Source organism: Bacillus sp. LR_5 (genome assembly GCF_042709275.1).
In genome coordinates, this window is record NZ_JAVAXX010000020.1 from 21,368 (window position 1) to 39,011 (window position 17,644).

Here is a 17,644-nt window from a genome sequence, read left to right on the forward strand (position 1 = left end):
TGTTTGTTAGCTGAACTATCGATTAAAAACTTTGCCATTATTGAGGAACTGACGGTTTCTTTTGAACGAGGGCTCACGGTTTTAACAGGAGAAACCGGAGCCGGCAAATCCATCATCATAGACGCCATTTCTCTTTTAGTCGGAGGCCGCGGATCATCTGAATTTGTCAGATATGGAGAGACAAAAGCCGAGCTTGAAGGGCTGTTTCTATTGGAGAGCGGCCACCCCGTTTTTGACGTATGCACTGAGCAGGGAATCGACGTTTCAGACGAAATGATCGTCATGAGAAGGGATATCAGCACGAGCGGAAAAAGCGTTTGCCGTGTTAATGGCAAGCTTGTCACGATTGCTTCGTTAAGAGAGATCGGCAGGCTTTTATTAGATATTCACGGGCAGCACGATAACCAGCTGTTAATGGAGGACGAAAATCATCTCCAGCTTTTGGACAAGTTTGCCGGAGCCGAAGTAGAAAGCGCGCTTCAAGCATATCAGGAAGGGTACCATCGGTATATGAAGCTGCTTAAAAAGCTAAAACAGCTTTCTGAAAGCGAACAGGAAATGGCCCACCGCCTGGACCTTATTCAATTTCAGCTCGAAGAAATCGAATCGGCAAAGCTCGAGCTTAATGAAGATGAACAGCTCCAAGAAGAGCGCCAGCAAATTTCAAACTTTGAGAAGATCTATGAATCGCTGCAAAATGCATATAACGCGCTTCGCAGTGAGCAGGGCGGACTGGACTGGGTCGGAATGGCATCAGCGCAGCTCGAAGATATATCCGATATTAACGAACCGCTGAAAAAACTGTCTGAAAGTGTGTCGAACTCTTACTATCTGCTGGAGGACGCTACATTTCAGATGAGAAATATGCTGGATGAGCTTGAATATGACCCGGAACGCCTGAATTATATTGAGACGCGTCTTAATGAAATCAAACAGCTGAAACGAAAATACGGTGCAACTGTTGAGGAGATTTTGGAATACGCCTCTAAAATTGAAGAAGAGATTGACCAAATTGAAAACAGGGACAGCCATCTTCAAAGCGTGAAGAAGGAGCTTGACTCAGTCGGCAAAGATGTTGCGGTGGAAGCGGCAAATGTTTCACAAATCCGGAAAGCATGGGCGAAAAAGCTGGCCGATGAGATTCATCGAGAATTAAAAAGCCTCTATATGGAAAAATCAACTTTTGATACGGAATTTAAGGTCAGAACAGCGTCTCGCAATGAGGAGGCGCCGATTGTAAACGGCCAGCCTGTTCAGCTGACTGACCAAGGAATTGATCTGGTCAAGTTTTTAATTTCAACCAACACAGGCGAGCCTTTGAAATCCCTTTCGAAAGTCGCTTCCGGAGGGGAGCTGTCCCGGGTGATGCTTGCCATCAAAAGCATTTTTTCCTCGCAGCAGGATGTGACGTCGATTATATTCGATGAGGTAGATACCGGTGTAAGCGGCAGAGTCGCGCAGGCAATCGCTGAGAAGATCCATAAAGTCTCAATAGGATCACAAGTGCTGTGTATTACACACTTGCCTCAGGTAGCTGCCATGGCCGATACGCATCTTTATATTGCGAAGGAGTTAAAAGACGGCAGAACCACGACACGTGTCAAGCCGCTGTCTAAGCAGGAAAAGGTAGTGGAAATCGGGCGCATGATTGCCGGAGTCGAAGTAACAGACTTGACGAAACGCCATGCGAAAGAACTTCTAAAACAAGCGGATCAAGTCAAAACAACTGGGTAAGCTGCGCGAGAAGCGCAGCTTATTTTTTTTTCGCACACATCCATTCGTTCATCAGTATATCCAATGTTTTTCTTTATATGACAGTTATAAATAAAGTGTCAGAAGGCAAAATTAAAGATGTAGCAGCAAGACATAAAGAAGGTGTGGGATAGGAGCGAGGAGAGTGAAGTAGTGAATGCCCGATAACATCAGAAAAGCAGTAGGTTTAATTCTCCTTGTTTCGTTATTAAGTGTAGGTTTATGCAAACCGCTAAAAGAGTATTTACTGATTCCAACGCAAATGAGAGTATTTGAAACCCAAACACAAGCGATTGAAACAGGTTTATCGGTAAACGCTCATGCACAAGAATCATCAGAAGCGTTTACAGTAAAGAAAGACCCGCATGAAATCAAGGTGACAGGCAAAAAATCAGGTGAGTCAGAGTTAGTATACGATCTTGCCGGATTTCCAATCAAAAAAACAAAAGTGCAGGTTCTTCCTGATTTAAAGGTCATACCTGGCGGACAATCAATCGGGGTAAAGCTTCATTCCGTCGGTGTTCTTGTCGTCGGATTTCATCAAATCAATACAAGTGAAGGCAAAAAATCTCCGGGAGAAACGGCCGGTATTGAAGCGGGCGACATCATTATCGAGATGAATGGACAGAAAATTGAAAAAATGAATGATGTGGCCCCATTTATTCAGAAAGCCGGTAAAACCGGAGAATCTTTAGATTTGCTCATTAAACGTGACAAACAAAAAATCAAAACAAAGCTCATTCCGGAAAAGGATGAAGCAGAAGGCAAGTACAGAATTGGTTTATACATCAGGGATTCTGCTGCTGGCATCGGCACAATGACTTTTTATGAACCGAAAACAAAAAAATACGGAGCACTTGGCCACGTGATTTCTGACATGGACACAAAGAAACCAATCGTAGTGGAAAATGGAGAAATTGTTAAATCAACTGTAACATCCATTGAAAAGGGGACAGGCGGAAATCCGGGAGAAAAACTGGCGCGATTTTCCTCAGAACGCAAAACGATCGGGGATATTAACAGAAACAGCCCATTTGGCATTTTCGGCACACTGCATCAGCCGATTCAAAACAACATTTCAGATCAAGCACTGCCGGTTGCGTTTTCTACTGAAGTCAAAAAAGGGCCTGCTGAAATTTTAACGGTCATTGATGATGACAAGGTAGAAAAGTTTGATATTGAAATCGTCAGCACAACACCGCAAAAATTCCCGGCGACAAAAGGAATGGTTTTAAAAATAACCGATCCAAGACTGTTGAAAGAAACAGGCGGCATCGTACAGGGGATGAGCGGGAGTCCGATCATTCAAAATGGAAAAGTGATCGGCGCTGTCACCCATGTGTTTGTAAATGACCCGACAAGCGGCTACGGCGTTCATATTGAATGGATGCTGTCAGAAGCAGGAATCGATATTTACGAAAAAGAAAAAGCAAGCTGACTGCCGGTATTTCCGGCAGTTTTTTTGTTTTGATCCCTCTTCACTTCTCGGAATACATACGGTAAAATGTACAAAAGAAGATTTTTCGACAAATTCACGTTTCCTTGTTTGTCAAATTTCATTTTTAGTCGAAAAACGGAGAAAAACATAGAATAACAAAGATATGCCACTAATATTGGTGATTATGATTTTTTTTAGAGGGTATATAGCGGTTTTGTCGAATGTAAACATGTAGCAAGGGTGAATCCTGTTAACTACATTTGGGGAGGAAGAAACGTGGAGAAAATTAAAGTTTGTGTTGCTGACGATAATCGAGAGCTGGTAAGCCTGTTGAGTGAATATATAGAAGGACAGGAAGACATGGAAGTGATCGGTGTTGCTTATAACGGACAGGAATGCCTGTCGTTGTTTAAAGAAAAAGATCCCGATGTGCTCGTATTGGATATTATTATGCCGCATTTGGATGGACTTGCGGTTTTAGAGCGGCTGAGGGAATCAGATCTGAAAAAACAGCCGAATGTCATTATGCTGACAGCCTTTGGACAGGAAGATGTCACGAAAAAGGCCGTCGATTTAGGCGCTTCCTACTTTATTCTCAAACCGTTTGATATGGAAAACCTTGTCGGACATATCCGCCAAGTCAGCGGAAATGCCAGCAGCGTGACGCATCGTGCGCCATCATCGCAAAGCAGCATTATACGCAGCAGCCAGCCTGAACCAAAGAAGAAAAATCTCGACGCGAGCATCACAAGCATTATCCATGAAATCGGCGTCCCAGCACATATTAAAGGCTATCTCTATCTGCGCGAAGCAATCTCAATGGTTTACAATGACATTGAATTGCTCGGCAGTATTACAAAAGTCCTCTATCCGGACATCGCCAAAAAATTCAACACAACCGCTAGCCGTGTAGAAAGAGCGATCCGCCATGCGATCGAAGTGGCATGGAGCAGAGGTAACATTGATTCCATTTCCTCGTTGTTCGGCTATACAGTCAGTATGACAAAAGCTAAGCCGACAAACTCAGAGTTCATTGCGATGGTTGCGGATAAGCTGAGATTAGAGCATAAGGCTTCTTAAGCATGAGCATATTAACTGATGATTAAATCAAACGTCTTTTATTTATTAGTTTGCGCTGATAAATAGGAGGCGTTTTGTTTTGGGGACATTTGTTTCATGGGTGATGAATATGAAGGATCTATTTTCCGCAAGGAGGAGTGATACAGGTGTTTGAAAAATACGGACTGCTGATGGCGTTATTTATCCTGGCGCTTTGCGTGAATTCAAACATCATGACAGAATCACACATACTAGGCACCCTGATTGACTTTATTTCATTTGCAGTCATGGTTTCATGTGTTTTCGCTGCTTGGATCATAAAAAACAAACAATCAGGATCAAATTGAAACCTTTTCCCTGTAAAATCGTAAGTAAGGAAGCATTCATGAACAAAGGAGACGTACGAATGAAAAAGAAAAAAGCAAGAAAGCGTGACGGGCTTCTCCTAGATTTGCTTCCCCAAGCAGCTGGCGAGCTCCTTCTCCTGCTGTTTAGATGTTTACATAAATTATTTATTTAAAGTTGAAAAAAGACTGCCGAATCGTTTCGGCAGTCTTTGCACATTAATCTTTATAAGGCACCCAGCCAGGTGTGTTCACAATTGCTTGCCATAGCGGTTCAGGCAAGTGATATTTTTCTTTGTCAGTGCCTTTTATCACGGTTTCAATTTGTTTTTCCCGGCCTTCTTTTACTTTCACTGTCCAGTCAGGGTCAACTAAAATTTCGCGTCCCAAAGCGACTAGCGGAATACCGTTTTCGATCACAGCCAGTGCGTCATCTGCGGAATGAATGGAACCGACGGCGATAAGTGGCACTTTGTTTCCGACACGTTCATTCAATAAGTCCATGCGTGTGCGAGTCGGATCTGCACCGCGGCGCGCTTTTGAGTTCACGTCCATCAGTGAGATATGAAGGTAATCCAATTCTTTATCTCCTAAAGCGTCAACAAGCGTAAAGGTTTCAGTCATTGTTAATCCTGGTGTCTCAGGTTCTTCCGGAGACAGGCGATAGCCGACTAAGAATGCACCCTTCGCATGTTCTGCAGCAGCTTTTTTCACTTCATCGACAATAGCAAGCGGGAAGGCTAATCGTTTTTCGTCGCTTCCTCCCCAGCGGTCTGTGCGCTGATTGGTTTTCGGAGAGTAAAACTGCTGAATCAAGTAGCCGTTTGCGCCGTGAATTTCGACACCGTCAAAGCCGGCTTCAATGGCGCGTCTTGTCGCTTCTCCAAATGCTTTCACGATGTTTTCCACTTCTTCGTCTGTTAAGGCGCGGGCAATTTGCTTGCCGTCATCAAACACGTCACTTGGCGCTACAACTTCTTGTTGCGGAACGAGCTCAGACGGGCATTCAATGCCGCCGTGATGAATTTGCACAACAGCTTTAGCACCTTGCGCCTGAATCGCTTGCGCTAGTTTTTTTAAACCTGGAATGTTGGAGTCATCATGGATGGCCGGCTGCCCGGGAAATGCTTTTCCGTCCGGCGTGACGTTTGCGCAGGCTGTAATCACCATTCCCATCTCTTTTGAGCGGGGGATGATGTAGTCAAGCTCTGCTTCAGATATCGTACCGTCTTCATTAGAAGCGTAATGAGTCATTGGTGCTACTGTGATCCGGTTGTCGATTGTAACGCCGCTTTTAAATGTAAATGGTTCAAACAGCGGTTTATACTTAGGATTCATTTGATCATCTTCTTTCGTTTGGATTCGCACATATTCTAGCCTATATGTAAAAATTAATGCAATTGATCTGCTTTACCGGCTGAATATCTTGAGAGCAGAGTGATGTTTTCTGCGCTCTTTTTCGGGGGCTTTGTAGCCGCCGCTGATTTGGTGGCCGATGGTGCAAGTGATGACCGCTGCAGCGAGCAACAGTACGAATTTTTTCATGGCTGTAACTCTTTCTGTAAAGTGAATATCCTTTAAAAGGTTACGCCTGGCTGATCCACTCGTCAAACGATTTGCTCACATCATTCCTCAAATTTTTTAAAATGAATAAAAAGTTGCTTCTTTCCGTTAATTTTTTCTAATATGCGCCTCAATTAGAGCCATCCTCATAGACAAATGCGATTGCTTTCTTTCTAACAACAGGAAATGATCAGGTCGGATAGCCCTTTTGAAAAATGTGGAATCCAGTGCCGTCTTACGCGTCGGCTTTACAAATCTGCCATTCTGGTCAAAGATAAAAGCCAAACATCAGGAAGAGGTGATCATGTGAAACAAACGGCTCTTTTGCTGTTTACTGTGCTGTTTCTCTCAGGGTGCAGTATTGCAAGTGCGGATGACTCAGTCCCAAAGTTTACCGAAGAGGGAAAATACATTGGCTCGGCTGATCCTCATACGATTGCGGTTTCTTTGAATGGAGAAGAAACCATGATACAGGTTCCGAAGGATAAACGTGATGAATGTGAATCACTGCCAGATCACACAAATGTCCTGGTGAAATATATAAAAAAGGATAATGGAACGTTACAACTGCAAGATATTCAGCTGCAGAAGAACTCGTCATAAAAGACCGGAGGGAGAAAGTTGAGAATGTTATGGAGGAGCTTAGCTTTATGCGGATTGGCTTTGACGCTCGGACCCTATGCACAGGCAGCAGAGCCAATAGAAGGAAAAACAGTATACATTGATGCCGGACACGGAGGTGAAGACAGTGGAGCGGTCGGAAACGGGCTCTTTGAAAAGGATATTAATTTAGCAGTTTCCGAGCATGTGACGGACAAGCTGAAAGCGGAGGGAGCCAATCCAGTTGCGTCCAGATCCGACGATCATTTTCTGACCCTGGAGGAAAGAGTGGCAAAGGCAAGTGCCAATCAGGCCGATCTTTTTGTTAGCATTCATGTGAATTCAGGGGTTGCTTCAGCTTCAGGAACAGAAACGTATTTTCAGTCTGATTATGAAGGGGAAAACAGCCGGCGTCTGGCGTCAGATATTCAGTCCCAGCTGGTGTCATCCTTACAAACGAGAGACAGGGGCGTGAAAGAATCAGACTTTTACGTCATTACATATTCACAAATGCCGAGTGTGCTGGCGGAGCTTGGATTTATGACAAACAGCTCTGACGCGGACAAGCTTGGAAGTGAAGAATACCAGCAAAAAGCCGCAGATGCGATTGTCACCGGCATTGACTCTTATTATGATCAGTAAGATTGATACAGCCTTAATCCTAGAGTGGAACCGCCAAAATCAGTATAATGGAGAAAACTTTAGGGCTTGAGGTGAAACGATGACAAAGATTTTTGCCCATCGGGGGGCATCAGGTCAATATCCCGAAAATACCATGCTTGCATTTGAAAAAGGAATTGAAGCCGGAGCGGACGGAATTGAGCTTGATGTGCAACTGACAAAAGACGGACGCATTGTTGTGATACATGATGAAAGACTTGACCGGACGACATCGCTCAAAGGATTCGTGAAGGATACAGTGTATAATGTGATAAAGACTGCGAATGCCGCCGCTGGTTATGATCAAACGTACAGAGATATCAAAGTGCCGCTGCTTGAAGATGTGCTCTTGTGGGCGGACAAAAAGGATTTTCTCATCAACATTGAATTAAAAAACAGCGTGATCCGCTATGAAGGAATGGAAGAAAAAGTACTGGAGGCAGTGAAGAGGTTCAATATAGAGGAAAGAATCATCCTGTCCACATTTAATCATGAAAGCTTAGCGCTATGCGCCCGGCTCGCTCCCCATATCGAACGGGCGGCATTGACTTCAGATGTGCTTTATCAGGCTGATCAGTATATCACATCAATTCCAGCTTCCGGCTATCACCCGAAGCTGAACAGCCCGGGGACAGCAGATGAAGTACTGAAGAAAATGAGGAACAGTTCGATCAAGGTAAGGCCGTATACAGTCAATCGGCCGGAAGATATGAAGCGCCTCTTTGAAGCGGGGGCAGACGGCATTTTCACCGATTTTCCTGCAAAGGCTTTGGCATTGCTAAAAAATAAATAGTTGTGTTGGAAGGAGGCTGTTGGCGCAGCCTTCTTTTTTCATTCATTCATGCCCGTTTCAAAGCATACATTCATAGAAGACAACTAGAAATTGTAAGCGCTGTCTATCTTCTGAATGAGGTGAAACCATGAGGAAAACAGTCATTGTAAGTGCTGCAAGAACACCATTTGGCAAATTCGGCGGTGCATTGAAAGAGGTGAAAGCTGCTGAGCTTGGGGGCATTGCGATGAAGGAGGCGTTACATCGCGCTGGAGTATCTGGAGATGAGGTGGAAGGAACTGTTATGGGCATGGTTGTCCAAGCCGGCTCAGGGCAGATTCCTTCCCGCCAAGCTGCCCGTCTGGCTGGAATGCCTTGGAGTGTGCCGTCAGAAACGCTAAATAAAGTCTGTGCATCCGGACTGCGCGCTGTCACCCTGTGTGATCAAATGATTCGGGCGCAAGATGCGGACATTCTTGTCGCCGGGGGAATGGAAAGCATGAGCAATATTCCATATGCCGTTCCCGCCGGGCGCTGGGGAGCGCGGATGGGAGACGGTGAGCTTAGGGACTTAATGGTTTATGACGGGTTAACATGCGCGTTTGATGAGGTGCATATGGCTGTTCACGGAAATACAGCCGCCAAGGAATATGGAATCTCTCGCAGGGAGCAGGATGAATGGGCGCTGAGAAGTCATGCGCGAGCAGCTAAGGCAGCCGATGAAGGAAAGCTTCATGATGAAATTGTTCCCGTAAGCTGGACCAACCGAAAAGGAAAAACAAATATGGTCGAAAAAGATGAAGCGATTCGGCGTGACACAAGTCTGGATCAGCTTGCAAAACTTTCTCCCATTTATACAAGTGATGGTTCCATCACAGCCGGTAATGCTCCCGGGGTCAATGACGGAGCCGGTGCGTTCGTGCTGATGTCTGAGGACGAAGCTGCTAGGCTTGGCAAACGGCCTCTGGCTACAATTCTTGGTTTTTCAACTATGGGAATGCAAGCGAATGAGCTAGCGGCAGCTCCGGGGTTTGCAATTAACAAGCTCATGAAAAAGAACGGTTTAACTGTCCAAGATATTGACTTGTTTGAAGTAAATGAAGCGTTTGCTTCTGTTGTTTTGACATGTGAAAAAATCGTCGGTTTCGATCTTGAAAAAGTAAATGTAAACGGCGGTGCGATCGCGCTCGGCCATCCGATCGGCGCAAGCGGGGCAAGAATTCTCATGACGCTTGTTTATGAATTAAAGCGCCGGGGAGGGGGACTGGGAGTTGCCGCCATCTGCAGCGGTGCGGCTCAGGGAGATGCCGTCTTAGTGCAGGTTCATTAAAACAATGACGAAAAAGGGGATTTAAATGGAGATTAAACATATCATGGTGGCCGGTGCAGGTCAGATGGGAAGCGGAATTGCTCAAACAGCTGCCGACGCAGGTTTTTATGTGCGGATGTACGATGTGAACCCGGAGGCTGCGGAGGCAGGATTGAAGCGGTTGAAGAAACAGCTGACCCGTGATGCTGAAAAAGGAAGAAAGACCGAAGCGGAAGTGAAGGGTGTGATCAGCCGCATTTCGCTCTCTCGAACGCTTGAGGAGGCAAAGCATGCGGACATTGTGATTGAGGCTATTGCAGAAAACATGACGGCGAAAACTGAAATGTTTAACACACTTGATCACATTTGCCCGCCTCATACGATTTTGGCCAGCAATACATCTTCCTTGCCTATTACTGAAATCGCTGCTGTGACAAACCGGCCTGAACGAGTCATTGGCATGCATTTTATGAATCCTGTCCCTGTGATGAAGCTAGTTGAAGTGATTCGCGGCTTGGCTACATCAGAAGAAACGGCCTTAGTTGTTATGGGATTAGCGGAAAAGATGGGGAAAACACCGGTAGAGGTCAATGATTTTCCGGGGTTTGTTTCCAATCGCATTCTTCTTCCAATGATTAATGAAGCCATCTATTGCGTGTATGAGGGGGTGGCGAAGCCGGAGGCAATAGACGAGGTGATGAAGCTGGGCATGAACCATCCGATGGGCCCGCTTACATTAGCGGATTTTATCGGGCTGGATACGTGTTTATCGATTATGGAAGTTCTTTATTCCGGCCTTGGCGATTCCAAATATCGTCCTTGCCCGCTGCTCCGCAAATATGTCAAAGCGGGCTGGCTTGGCAAAAAGAGTGGACGCGGTTTTTATCAATATGAGGAGAGGACTTTCTGAAGTCAATTCCATCCGGGGGTGGCCGAGTTGCATGTAACCCAAGAGCAAGTCATGATGCGAAAAATGGTGCGTGATTTTGCCCGAAAAGAAATTGCTCCCGCTGCTGAAATCATGGAGAAAACGGACGAATTTCCGTTTCAGTTGATCAAAAAAATGGGTGAACACGGCTTGTTGGGAATACCGGTGCCGGAACAATACGGCGGCGCAGGGGCGGATGTTATTTCTTATATTTTGGCGATTCATGAGATTTCTAGAATCAGCGCGGCTGTCGGTGTCATTCTTTCCGTTCATACCTCGGTCGGCACAAATCCGATTCTGTACTTCGGCAACGAAGAACAGAAGATGAAATATGTACCGAAGCTCGCTTCAGGAGACCATTTGGGCGCATTTGCACTGACAGAGCCTCACTCAGGGTCGGATGCTGGAAGCCTCCGCACAACAGCCATCAAAAAGAACGGCAAATACCTATTAAACGGATCGAAAATATTCATTACGAACGGAGGAGCCGCCGATATCTATATCACCTTTGCTTTAACAGCTCAAGATCGAGGCAGGCACGGGATTTCGGCTTTTATCGTTGAAAAAAGCACACCCGGTTTTACTGTAGGAAAAAAAGAAAGAAAGCTGGGGCTCTATGGTTCCAATACTACGGAACTGATTTTTGATAATGCAGAAGTGCCTGAAGAAAATTTGCTTGGCAAAGAGGGTGATGGCTTTCACATTGCCATGGCGAATTTAAATGTCGGCCGCATCGGCATTGCGGCCCAAGCGCTCGGAATTGCAGAGGCGGCTCTTGAGCATGCCGTTGGTTACGCGAAGCAGCGGGTGCAATTCGGAAGGCCTATCGCAGCCAATCAAGGCATATCGTTTAAGCTGGCTGACATGGCGACAAGGGCTGAGGCAGCAAGGCATCTTGTCTACCACGCCGCAGACCTTCATAATCGCGGCTTGGCCTGCGGAAAAGAAGCGTCTATGGCTAAACAATTTGCTTCAGATTCCGCGGTGAAGGCGGCGTTAGACGCCGTCCAAATTTACGGGGGTTATGGCTATATGAAGGATTATCCGGTCGAGCGGCTGCTTCGCGATGCAAAGGTGACGCAAATCTATGAAGGGACGAACGAGATTCAAAGACTGATTATTTCCAAGCATCTGCTTGGCGGAACCTGATAGACAAAAAACGCAAAACGGAGGTTGAGGATATGGAGGAGAAACAGCATTATTCTCCGGGTTTGGACGGTGTGATCGCGACAGAAACTCATATTTCTTATCTTGACACGCAGTCCAGCCAGATTTTGATACGAGGCTATGATTTAATAGATCTTTCTAAAACAAAAAGCTACTTGGAGATTGTTCATTTATTGCTGGAGGGCAGGCTGCCGGAAGAAAGTGAAATGGAAGCGCTGGAAAGAAACATAAACAGTGCATCAAGCCTGCCTGCTGATCATCTCCGTCTGTTTGAACTACTCCCTGAGCACACTCATCCGATGGATAGCCTGCGTACCGGTCTGTCGGCACTTGCCGGCTATGATCGGCAAATAGATGATCGCACTCCTTCTGCAAACAAAGAACGCGCCTATCAGCTTCTCGGGAAAATGCCTGCCCTCACTGCTGCCAGCTACAGGATCATCAATAAGAAAGAGCCGCTTCTTCCGCTTCAAACCCTATCCTACAGTGCAAACTTTCTATACATGATGACAGGGAAATTGCCGTCCTCACTGGAAGAACGGATTTTTGACCGCTCCCTCGTCCTGTACAGTGAGCATGAGATGCCGAATTCAACCTTTGCGGCAAGGGTCATTGCTTCTACACATTCGGATCTTTATGGTGCTTTGACAGGAGCTGTCGCCTCCCTGAAAGGGAATCTTCACGGAGGAGCAAACGAAGCTGTGATGTATATGCTTTTGGAGGCGAAAACAACGTCCGATTTTGAGCAGCTTCTGCAAATAAAACTGAAAAGAAAAGAAAAAATTATGGGATTCGGCCACCGGGTGTATATGAAAAAAATGGACCCGAGAGCACTCATGATGAAAGAGGCCCTGCAACAATTATGCGATAAAGCCGGTGACCATCGTTTATACGAGATGTGTGAAGCAGGAGAGCGGCTGATGGAGAAGGAAAAAGGGCTTTACCCGAATTTGGATTATTACGCTGCCCCGGTGTATTGGATGCTCGGCATACCGATTCCTTTGTATACACCTGTCTTTTTCAGCGCGAGAACGTCCGGTTTATGCGCCCATGTGATCGAACAGCATTCCAATAACCGTCTCTTCCGCCCCCGTGTCAGCTATATGGGCCCGCGCCATCAGGCCGAATCATAAATCATGAAAGGAACTGGTAGCATGCTGAAAACGGATCATGTCATTGAAGAAATTACAGACTATGTGCTTGAGAAAGAGATTACAAGCTCAGAGGCATATACAACAGCGGGGCATGTGTTGCTGGATACGCTGGGCTGCGGGATTTTGGCGCTCCGGTATCCCGAATGCACAAAGCTGCTTGGCCCGATTGTTCCCGGAACGATTGTGCCGAATGGAAGCAAAGTACCGGGAACATCATATGTTCTCGATCCGGTGAGGGCAGCGTTTAATATCGGGTGCATGATCCGCTGGCTCGATTACAACGATACGTGGCTGGCGGCGGAGTGGGGGCATCCGTCGGATAATCTGGGAGGAATCCTTGCCGCTGCTGATTATGTATCGAGAGTAAGGCTGTCTGAAGGAAAAGAGCCTTTAACGGTACGCGACGTACTTGAAATGATGATCAAAGCACACGAGATTCAAGGTGTGCTGGCGTTAGAAAACAGCTTGAACCGAGTCGGCCTTGATCATGTACTGTTTGTCAAAATTGCGACAACTGCTGTTGCAGCAAAGCTTTTGGGCGGCAGAAGAGAAGAAATCAAAAATGCGCTTTCGAATGCATGGATTGACAATGCAGCCTTGAGGACATACCGGCATTCACCGAATACAGGCTCGCGTAAATCATGGGCGGCAGGAGATGCAACTAGCAGAGGTGTTCATTTGGCGCTGATGGCGTTAAAAGGGGAAATGGGTTATCCGACAGCGTTAAGCGCACCGGGATGGGGCTTCCAAGACGTTCTATTCAATAAGAAAGAGATCAAACTTGCCCGTCCGCTCGATGCTTATGTCATGGAAAATGTGTTATTTAAAGTGTCTTATCCTGCGGAATTTCACGCCCAGACAGCGGCAGAGTGCGCCGTCATTCTTCATCCCCAGGTAAAGGGCCGGATTGATGAGATTGACCGAGTTGTCATCAGAACGCACGAATCCGCTATCCGAATCATTGATAAAAAAGGCCCGCTTCACAATCCCGCTGATCGTGATCACTGCCTCCAATACATTACAGCAATCGGTTTGCTTTTTGGTGATATTACCGCGCAGCATTATGAAGCTGAAACAGCGAGTGATCCGAGAATAGATAAGCTACGGGATAAAATGGAAGTGACTGAAAATAAAACATATACGGAGGATTACCTGAAACCCGATAAGCGTTCCATTTCAAATGCCGTTCAAGTTTATTTTAAAGACGGAACGAGCACGGAAATGGTGGAATGTGAATTTCCGCTCGGCCATCGTTTTCGAAGAGACGAAGCAGTGCCGAAACTGCTGGAAAAGTTTTCTGCCAATCTCAAAACTCATTATGCTGATAAACAGCACAAACACATTTATGAGCGCTGTACCAGCTATGAGACATTACAAACGATGCGCGTAAATGAATTCGTAGATATGTTCTGCATGTAAAAGAAGGAGGGCTTGCGTCATGTCGTGGATCGTCAATAAACAATCGTCACAAGAGGAGCTTGCCGGGCGTTTCCGCAAGCTGATGTCAGCGCCGGACATTCTGCAAATTCCCGGCGCTCATGACGGGATGGCCGCCTTGCTTGCAAAGGAGGCCGGTTTTTCTGCCATTTATTTGTCTGGTGCGGCATATACAGCCAGCAGGGGGCTTCCTGATTTAGGGATCATCACGTCGGCAGAAATGGCTGATCGGGCCAAAGATCTTGTGCGTGCAGCAGACCTGCCTCTGCTTGTTGATATCGATACGGGATTTGGAGGTGTGTTAAATGCCGCCCGAACCGCCCGCGAGATGCTTGAAGCCAGAGTAGCCGCCGTTCAAATCGAAGACCAGCAGCTTCCGAAAAAATGCGGACATTTAAATGGCAAACAGCTTGTTCCGATAAAGGAAATGGCTCAAAAAATAAAAGCGATCAAACAAGCGGCGCCCTCCCTTGTCGTTGTTGCCCGTACTGATGCTAGGGCACAGGAAGGACTTGATGCCGCAATAAAACGGTCAGAGGCTTACATTGAAGCGGGAGCGGACGCGATATTTCCGGAAGCGCTTCAGGCGGAGAACGAATTCCGCCAGTTTGCTGAGTGCATCTCCGTTCCGCTCCTTGCGAATATGACCGAATTTGGGAAAACGCCGTATTATCGCGCCGATGAATTTGAAGATATGGGGTTTCGCATGGTGATTTATCCTGTCACATCGCTTCGAGCGGCGGCAAAAGCTTATGAACGAATGTTTGGTTTGATGAAGGAGCGCGGCTCACAAAAAGAAGGGCTTCATCATTTGCAGACACGAAAAGAACTGTACGAGACGATTTCTTATTATGACTATGAAGCGTTGGATAAAACAATTGCCAAGACCGTTTTGCCTGACGAATAGTTTCGACTAAAAAAAGCCGGAGAGTTCTCCGGCTTTTTTGCAGCTATCGTTTTCTGAATCGCGGGCTGACTTGATTGCGTTTTCTGTCTCTGAATAAAATGAACCCGGCCAGCACATAAAGGCCGAACACAAAAAAGATAAATCCTGACAAACCTTGGAGCCAAAGAGCTCCGAATGGCTTTATCGTATGGCCGAAAAGCGTATCCCTCATCAGTTTAATGCCTAAAGCGGAAATGGCACCGGGGATGACTAATATCAAAAGCGCAAGAATTCGGCTCATCCTCAGAAAACTCCTTTATCTTTTCATTTCCTTTATTGTCCAGCGGAAAAAATATTTTGTCAAGAGAAGAAAACGTGGTAACATAGGGTTGTGCAAATTATTGCAACGGAATAAATAGGTGTGCAAATTTTTTCATGCAAAGGGGTAGCGGGATGCAAAAGGTACTGATTGTAGGTGCCGGCAAAAGGGGAACGGCGTTATTACACATTCTGATCAAAACAGCCATCATAGAGATCATTGCCGTGGTTGACAAAGACCCCGAGGCGCCGGGATTGATAGAAGCAGAACAGTATGGGATTGCCGTTTCATCTGATTGGAAACCTTACATACAACAAAAACCGGATATCGTCATTCATACCACCGGCGATCAAGCCGTGTTTGACAAACTCCTTCAGGAAAAGCATGAAGAGACTATTGTTATGCCAGGGAAAATGGCGTACATCGTTTTTCAGCTGATGGAAGAAAAGCAGCACCTGATTCAAATGCTAAAAGAGCAAACATATAAACACGATCGAATTTTTAATTCTACCCATGACGGGATGATTTTTATTGATATCAATGAAGAAATCATTCTCTTTAACCATATGGCCGAAAAGATGGTCGGGAAAAAACGCGAGGAAGTCATCGGGCGCCCGATCAAAGAAGTCATTCCGAGCACAAAGATGCCGCGGATTTTAAAAACGAGAGAGCCTGAATACAACCAAAAGCAGCTTTTAGGTGAGAATCAAATCGTGACTACCAGACTGCCGATCATTGATGAAGGCGGCCGTTTGCTCGGAGCGCTCTGTGTATTCAAGGATATAACGGATGCCGTTGAGCTGGCGGAGGAAGTGACGAATCTCAAACAGGTGCGCACGATGCTGGAGGCGATTATTCAATCCTCCGACGAGGCAATTTCTGTCGTTGATGAAAACGGCATCGGACTCTTGATCAATAAAGCGTATACGAAAATGACGGGGCTTTCTGAAAAAGAAGTCATCGGCAAGCCTGCAAACACTGATATCTCTGAAGGTGAAAGCATGCATTTAAAGGTGCTTGAAACAAGACGGCCTGTCCGCGGTGTCAGAATGAAGGTCGGCCCGAATGAAAAAGAGGTCATCGTAAATGTAGCGCCGGTCATTGTAGACGGGATTTTGAAAGGCAGCGTCGGTGTGATTCACGATGTGTCCGAAATTAAAATGTTGACAGCGGAGCTTAACCGCGCAAGGCAAATCATTCGGACGCTTGAAGCGAAATACACTTTTGACGACATTATCGGCAAAAGCGAGCAAATGCTGGTTGCGCTTGAACAGGCGAAGCTCGGGGCGAAAACGCCGGCAACGATTTTGCTACGCGGGGAATCGGGAACAGGAAAAGAACTGTTCGCCCATGCCATCCATAACGAAAGCGACCGGAAATACAATAAATTTATTCGCGTGAATTGTGCAGCCCTTTCTGAAAACCTGCTTGAATCAGAATTGTTCGGCTATGAGGATGGTGCGTTTTCAGGAGCGAAGCGCGGAGGTAAAAAGGGCTTATTCGAAGAAGCCAATAATGGCAGCATTTTCTTAGATGAAATCGGCGAGCTGACACAAAATATGCAGGCGAAATTGCTCCGCGTCCTTCAAGAGAAGGAAATCGTCAGAGTGGGCGGCACGAAAGCGATCCCTGTCAATGTCAGAGTGATCGCGGCGACAAATGTAAATATCGAAAAGGCGATGGCGGATGGAACATTCCGCGAAGACCTGTATTACCGGATTAACCGCTATCCGATCTCTATTCCGCCTTTGCGGCAGCGGCTGGAGGACATTGAGGCACTCAGCGTCCGGCTTATCCAAAAGATCAACCGGGATTACGGCAGGAATGTAAAGGGGCTCTCGCAGCAAGCTTTGCGTGCCTTATCCGCATACCATTGGCCTGGGAATGTCCGCGAACTGGAAAATGTCCTTGGACGAGCCATGATTTTTCTGAATCCGCATATGGAATGGATTGAAAAAGATCACTTGCCTGTATTCGAACTTGTGCAAAAAGAAAGTGACACAGAACAAGGTGCAGGGTTTGATTTTCCGGATATTAAAGGCGAAAAGCTGTCTGTCGCAGTAGAAAAATTTGAAGCGCATTTGATCCAGCAAACGCTCGAAAAGCATCATTTTAACCGGACAAAAACAGCGAAAGCCCTCGGTGTCAGCATTCGGAATTTATATTACAAAATGGATAAATACGGCCTTGCAAATGAAGGCATGCAATAATTTGCAGAATGAACGCAAACATCTGCACGAATTTTTCAATACATCC

Annotated in this window: 17 protein-coding genes; 14 read left to right on the forward strand and 3 right to left on the reverse strand. The window is 46.2% G+C overall.

The genetic code is table 11. The annotated features are described in order from the left end of the window. Positions 1 to 3: 3 nt before the first annotated feature. The 4 genes from recN to RAC86_RS06985 all read left to right on the forward strand — a co-directional run bounded on the left by recN (position 4) and on the right by RAC86_RS06985 (position 4,596). On the forward strand, positions 4 to 1,734 hold the full coding sequence (gene recN / locus RAC86_RS06970; RefSeq protein ID WP_072182046.1) for a DNA repair protein RecN: 1,731 nt from the start codon (positions 4 to 6) through the stop codon (positions 1,732 to 1,734). A 175-nt stretch (positions 1,735 to 1,909) separates the two neighbouring features. Continuing rightward, complete coding sequence (spoIVB, locus tag RAC86_RS06975) at positions 1,910 to 3,190, forward strand: SpoIVB peptidase (RefSeq protein WP_014114356.1); 1,281 nt, start codon at positions 1,910 to 1,912, stop codon at positions 3,188 to 3,190. Between the two features lie 276 nt (positions 3,191 to 3,466). Then, complete coding sequence (gene spo0A, locus RAC86_RS06980) at positions 3,467 to 4,270, forward strand: sporulation transcription factor Spo0A (protein WP_003226427.1); 804 nt, start codon at positions 3,467 to 3,469, stop codon at positions 4,268 to 4,270. A gap of 146 nt (positions 4,271 to 4,416) precedes the next feature. Beyond that, positions 4,417 to 4,596, forward strand: coding sequence for a hypothetical protein (locus RAC86_RS06985; protein WP_061186895.1), 180 nt, complete (start codon positions 4,417 to 4,419; stop codon positions 4,594 to 4,596). 216 nt (positions 4,597 to 4,812) lie between these two features. Here the strand turns inward: RAC86_RS06985 and RAC86_RS06990 are convergent, their stop codons facing one another. Then, positions 4,813 to 5,931, reverse strand: a complete 1,119-nt coding sequence (locus RAC86_RS06990; RefSeq protein ID WP_072566533.1) for an NADH-dependent flavin oxidoreductase — start codon at positions 5,929 to 5,931, stop codon at positions 4,813 to 4,815. 72 nt (positions 5,932 to 6,003) lie between these two features. Beyond that, positions 6,004 to 6,138, reverse strand: a complete 135-nt coding sequence (locus RAC86_RS06995) for a hypothetical protein (protein WP_152024368.1) — start codon at positions 6,136 to 6,138, stop codon at positions 6,004 to 6,006. Positions 6,139 to 6,462: 324 nt separating this feature from the next. Here RAC86_RS06995 and RAC86_RS07000 point away from each other — a divergent pair, with 324 nt between their 5' ends. The 9 genes from RAC86_RS07000 to prpB all read left to right on the forward strand — a co-directional run bounded on the left by RAC86_RS07000 (position 6,463) and on the right by prpB (position 15,090). Then, positions 6,463 to 6,759, forward strand: a complete 297-nt coding sequence (locus RAC86_RS07000; protein WP_014114342.1) for a hypothetical protein — start codon at positions 6,463 to 6,465, stop codon at positions 6,757 to 6,759. 18 nt (positions 6,760 to 6,777) lie between these two features. Continuing rightward, positions 6,778 to 7,398, forward strand: a complete 621-nt coding sequence (locus RAC86_RS07005; protein ID WP_072182040.1) for an N-acetylmuramoyl-L-alanine amidase family protein — start codon at positions 6,778 to 6,780, stop codon at positions 7,396 to 7,398. A gap of 79 nt (positions 7,399 to 7,477) precedes the next feature. Continuing rightward, complete coding sequence (locus RAC86_RS07010; protein ID WP_014114340.1) at positions 7,478 to 8,209, forward strand: glycerophosphodiester phosphodiesterase; 732 nt, start codon at positions 7,478 to 7,480, stop codon at positions 8,207 to 8,209. 127 nt (positions 8,210 to 8,336) lie between these two features. Beyond that, on the forward strand, positions 8,337 to 9,518 hold the full coding sequence (locus RAC86_RS07015; protein WP_072566532.1) for an acetyl-CoA C-acetyltransferase: 1,182 nt from the start codon (positions 8,337 to 8,339) through the stop codon (positions 9,516 to 9,518). 25 nt (positions 9,519 to 9,543) lie between these two features. Further along, positions 9,544 to 10,407, forward strand: coding sequence for a 3-hydroxybutyryl-CoA dehydrogenase (locus RAC86_RS07020; protein ID WP_072566531.1), 864 nt, complete (start codon positions 9,544 to 9,546; stop codon positions 10,405 to 10,407). 27 nt (positions 10,408 to 10,434) lie between these two features. Then, positions 10,435 to 11,574, forward strand: a complete 1,140-nt coding sequence (locus tag RAC86_RS07025) for an acyl-CoA dehydrogenase (protein ID WP_014114336.1) — start codon at positions 10,435 to 10,437, stop codon at positions 11,572 to 11,574. A gap of 32 nt (positions 11,575 to 11,606) precedes the next feature. Further along, positions 11,607 to 12,725 carry a citrate synthase gene (gene mmgD, locus RAC86_RS07030; protein WP_072566530.1) on the forward strand — a complete coding sequence of 373 codons (1,119 nt, stop codon included), beginning with the start codon at positions 11,607 to 11,609 and terminating at the stop codon, positions 12,723 to 12,725. Between the two features lie 21 nt (positions 12,726 to 12,746). After that, positions 12,747 to 14,165, forward strand: coding sequence for a bifunctional 2-methylcitrate dehydratase/aconitate hydratase (locus RAC86_RS07035; protein WP_072566529.1), 1,419 nt, complete (start codon positions 12,747 to 12,749; stop codon positions 14,163 to 14,165). Positions 14,166 to 14,184: 19 nt separating this feature from the next. Then, on the forward strand, positions 14,185 to 15,090 hold the full coding sequence (gene prpB, locus RAC86_RS07040; RefSeq protein WP_072566528.1) for a methylisocitrate lyase: 906 nt from the start codon (positions 14,185 to 14,187) through the stop codon (positions 15,088 to 15,090). Positions 15,091 to 15,133: 43 nt separating this feature from the next. Here the strand turns inward: prpB and RAC86_RS07045 are convergent, their stop codons facing one another. After that, positions 15,134 to 15,370: a DUF2627 domain-containing protein gene (locus tag RAC86_RS07045; RefSeq protein WP_072566527.1), complete on the reverse strand. Its 237-nt coding sequence runs from the start codon at positions 15,368 to 15,370 to the stop codon at positions 15,134 to 15,136. 152 nt (positions 15,371 to 15,522) lie between these two features. Here RAC86_RS07045 and RAC86_RS07050 point away from each other — a divergent pair, with 152 nt between their 5' ends. Further along, positions 15,523 to 17,598 (forward strand): sigma-54 interaction domain-containing protein, encoded by a 2,076-nt coding sequence (locus RAC86_RS07050; RefSeq protein ID WP_014114331.1) that lies wholly within the window; start codon positions 15,523 to 15,525, stop codon positions 17,596 to 17,598. Positions 17,599 to 17,644: the final 46 nt, after the last annotated feature.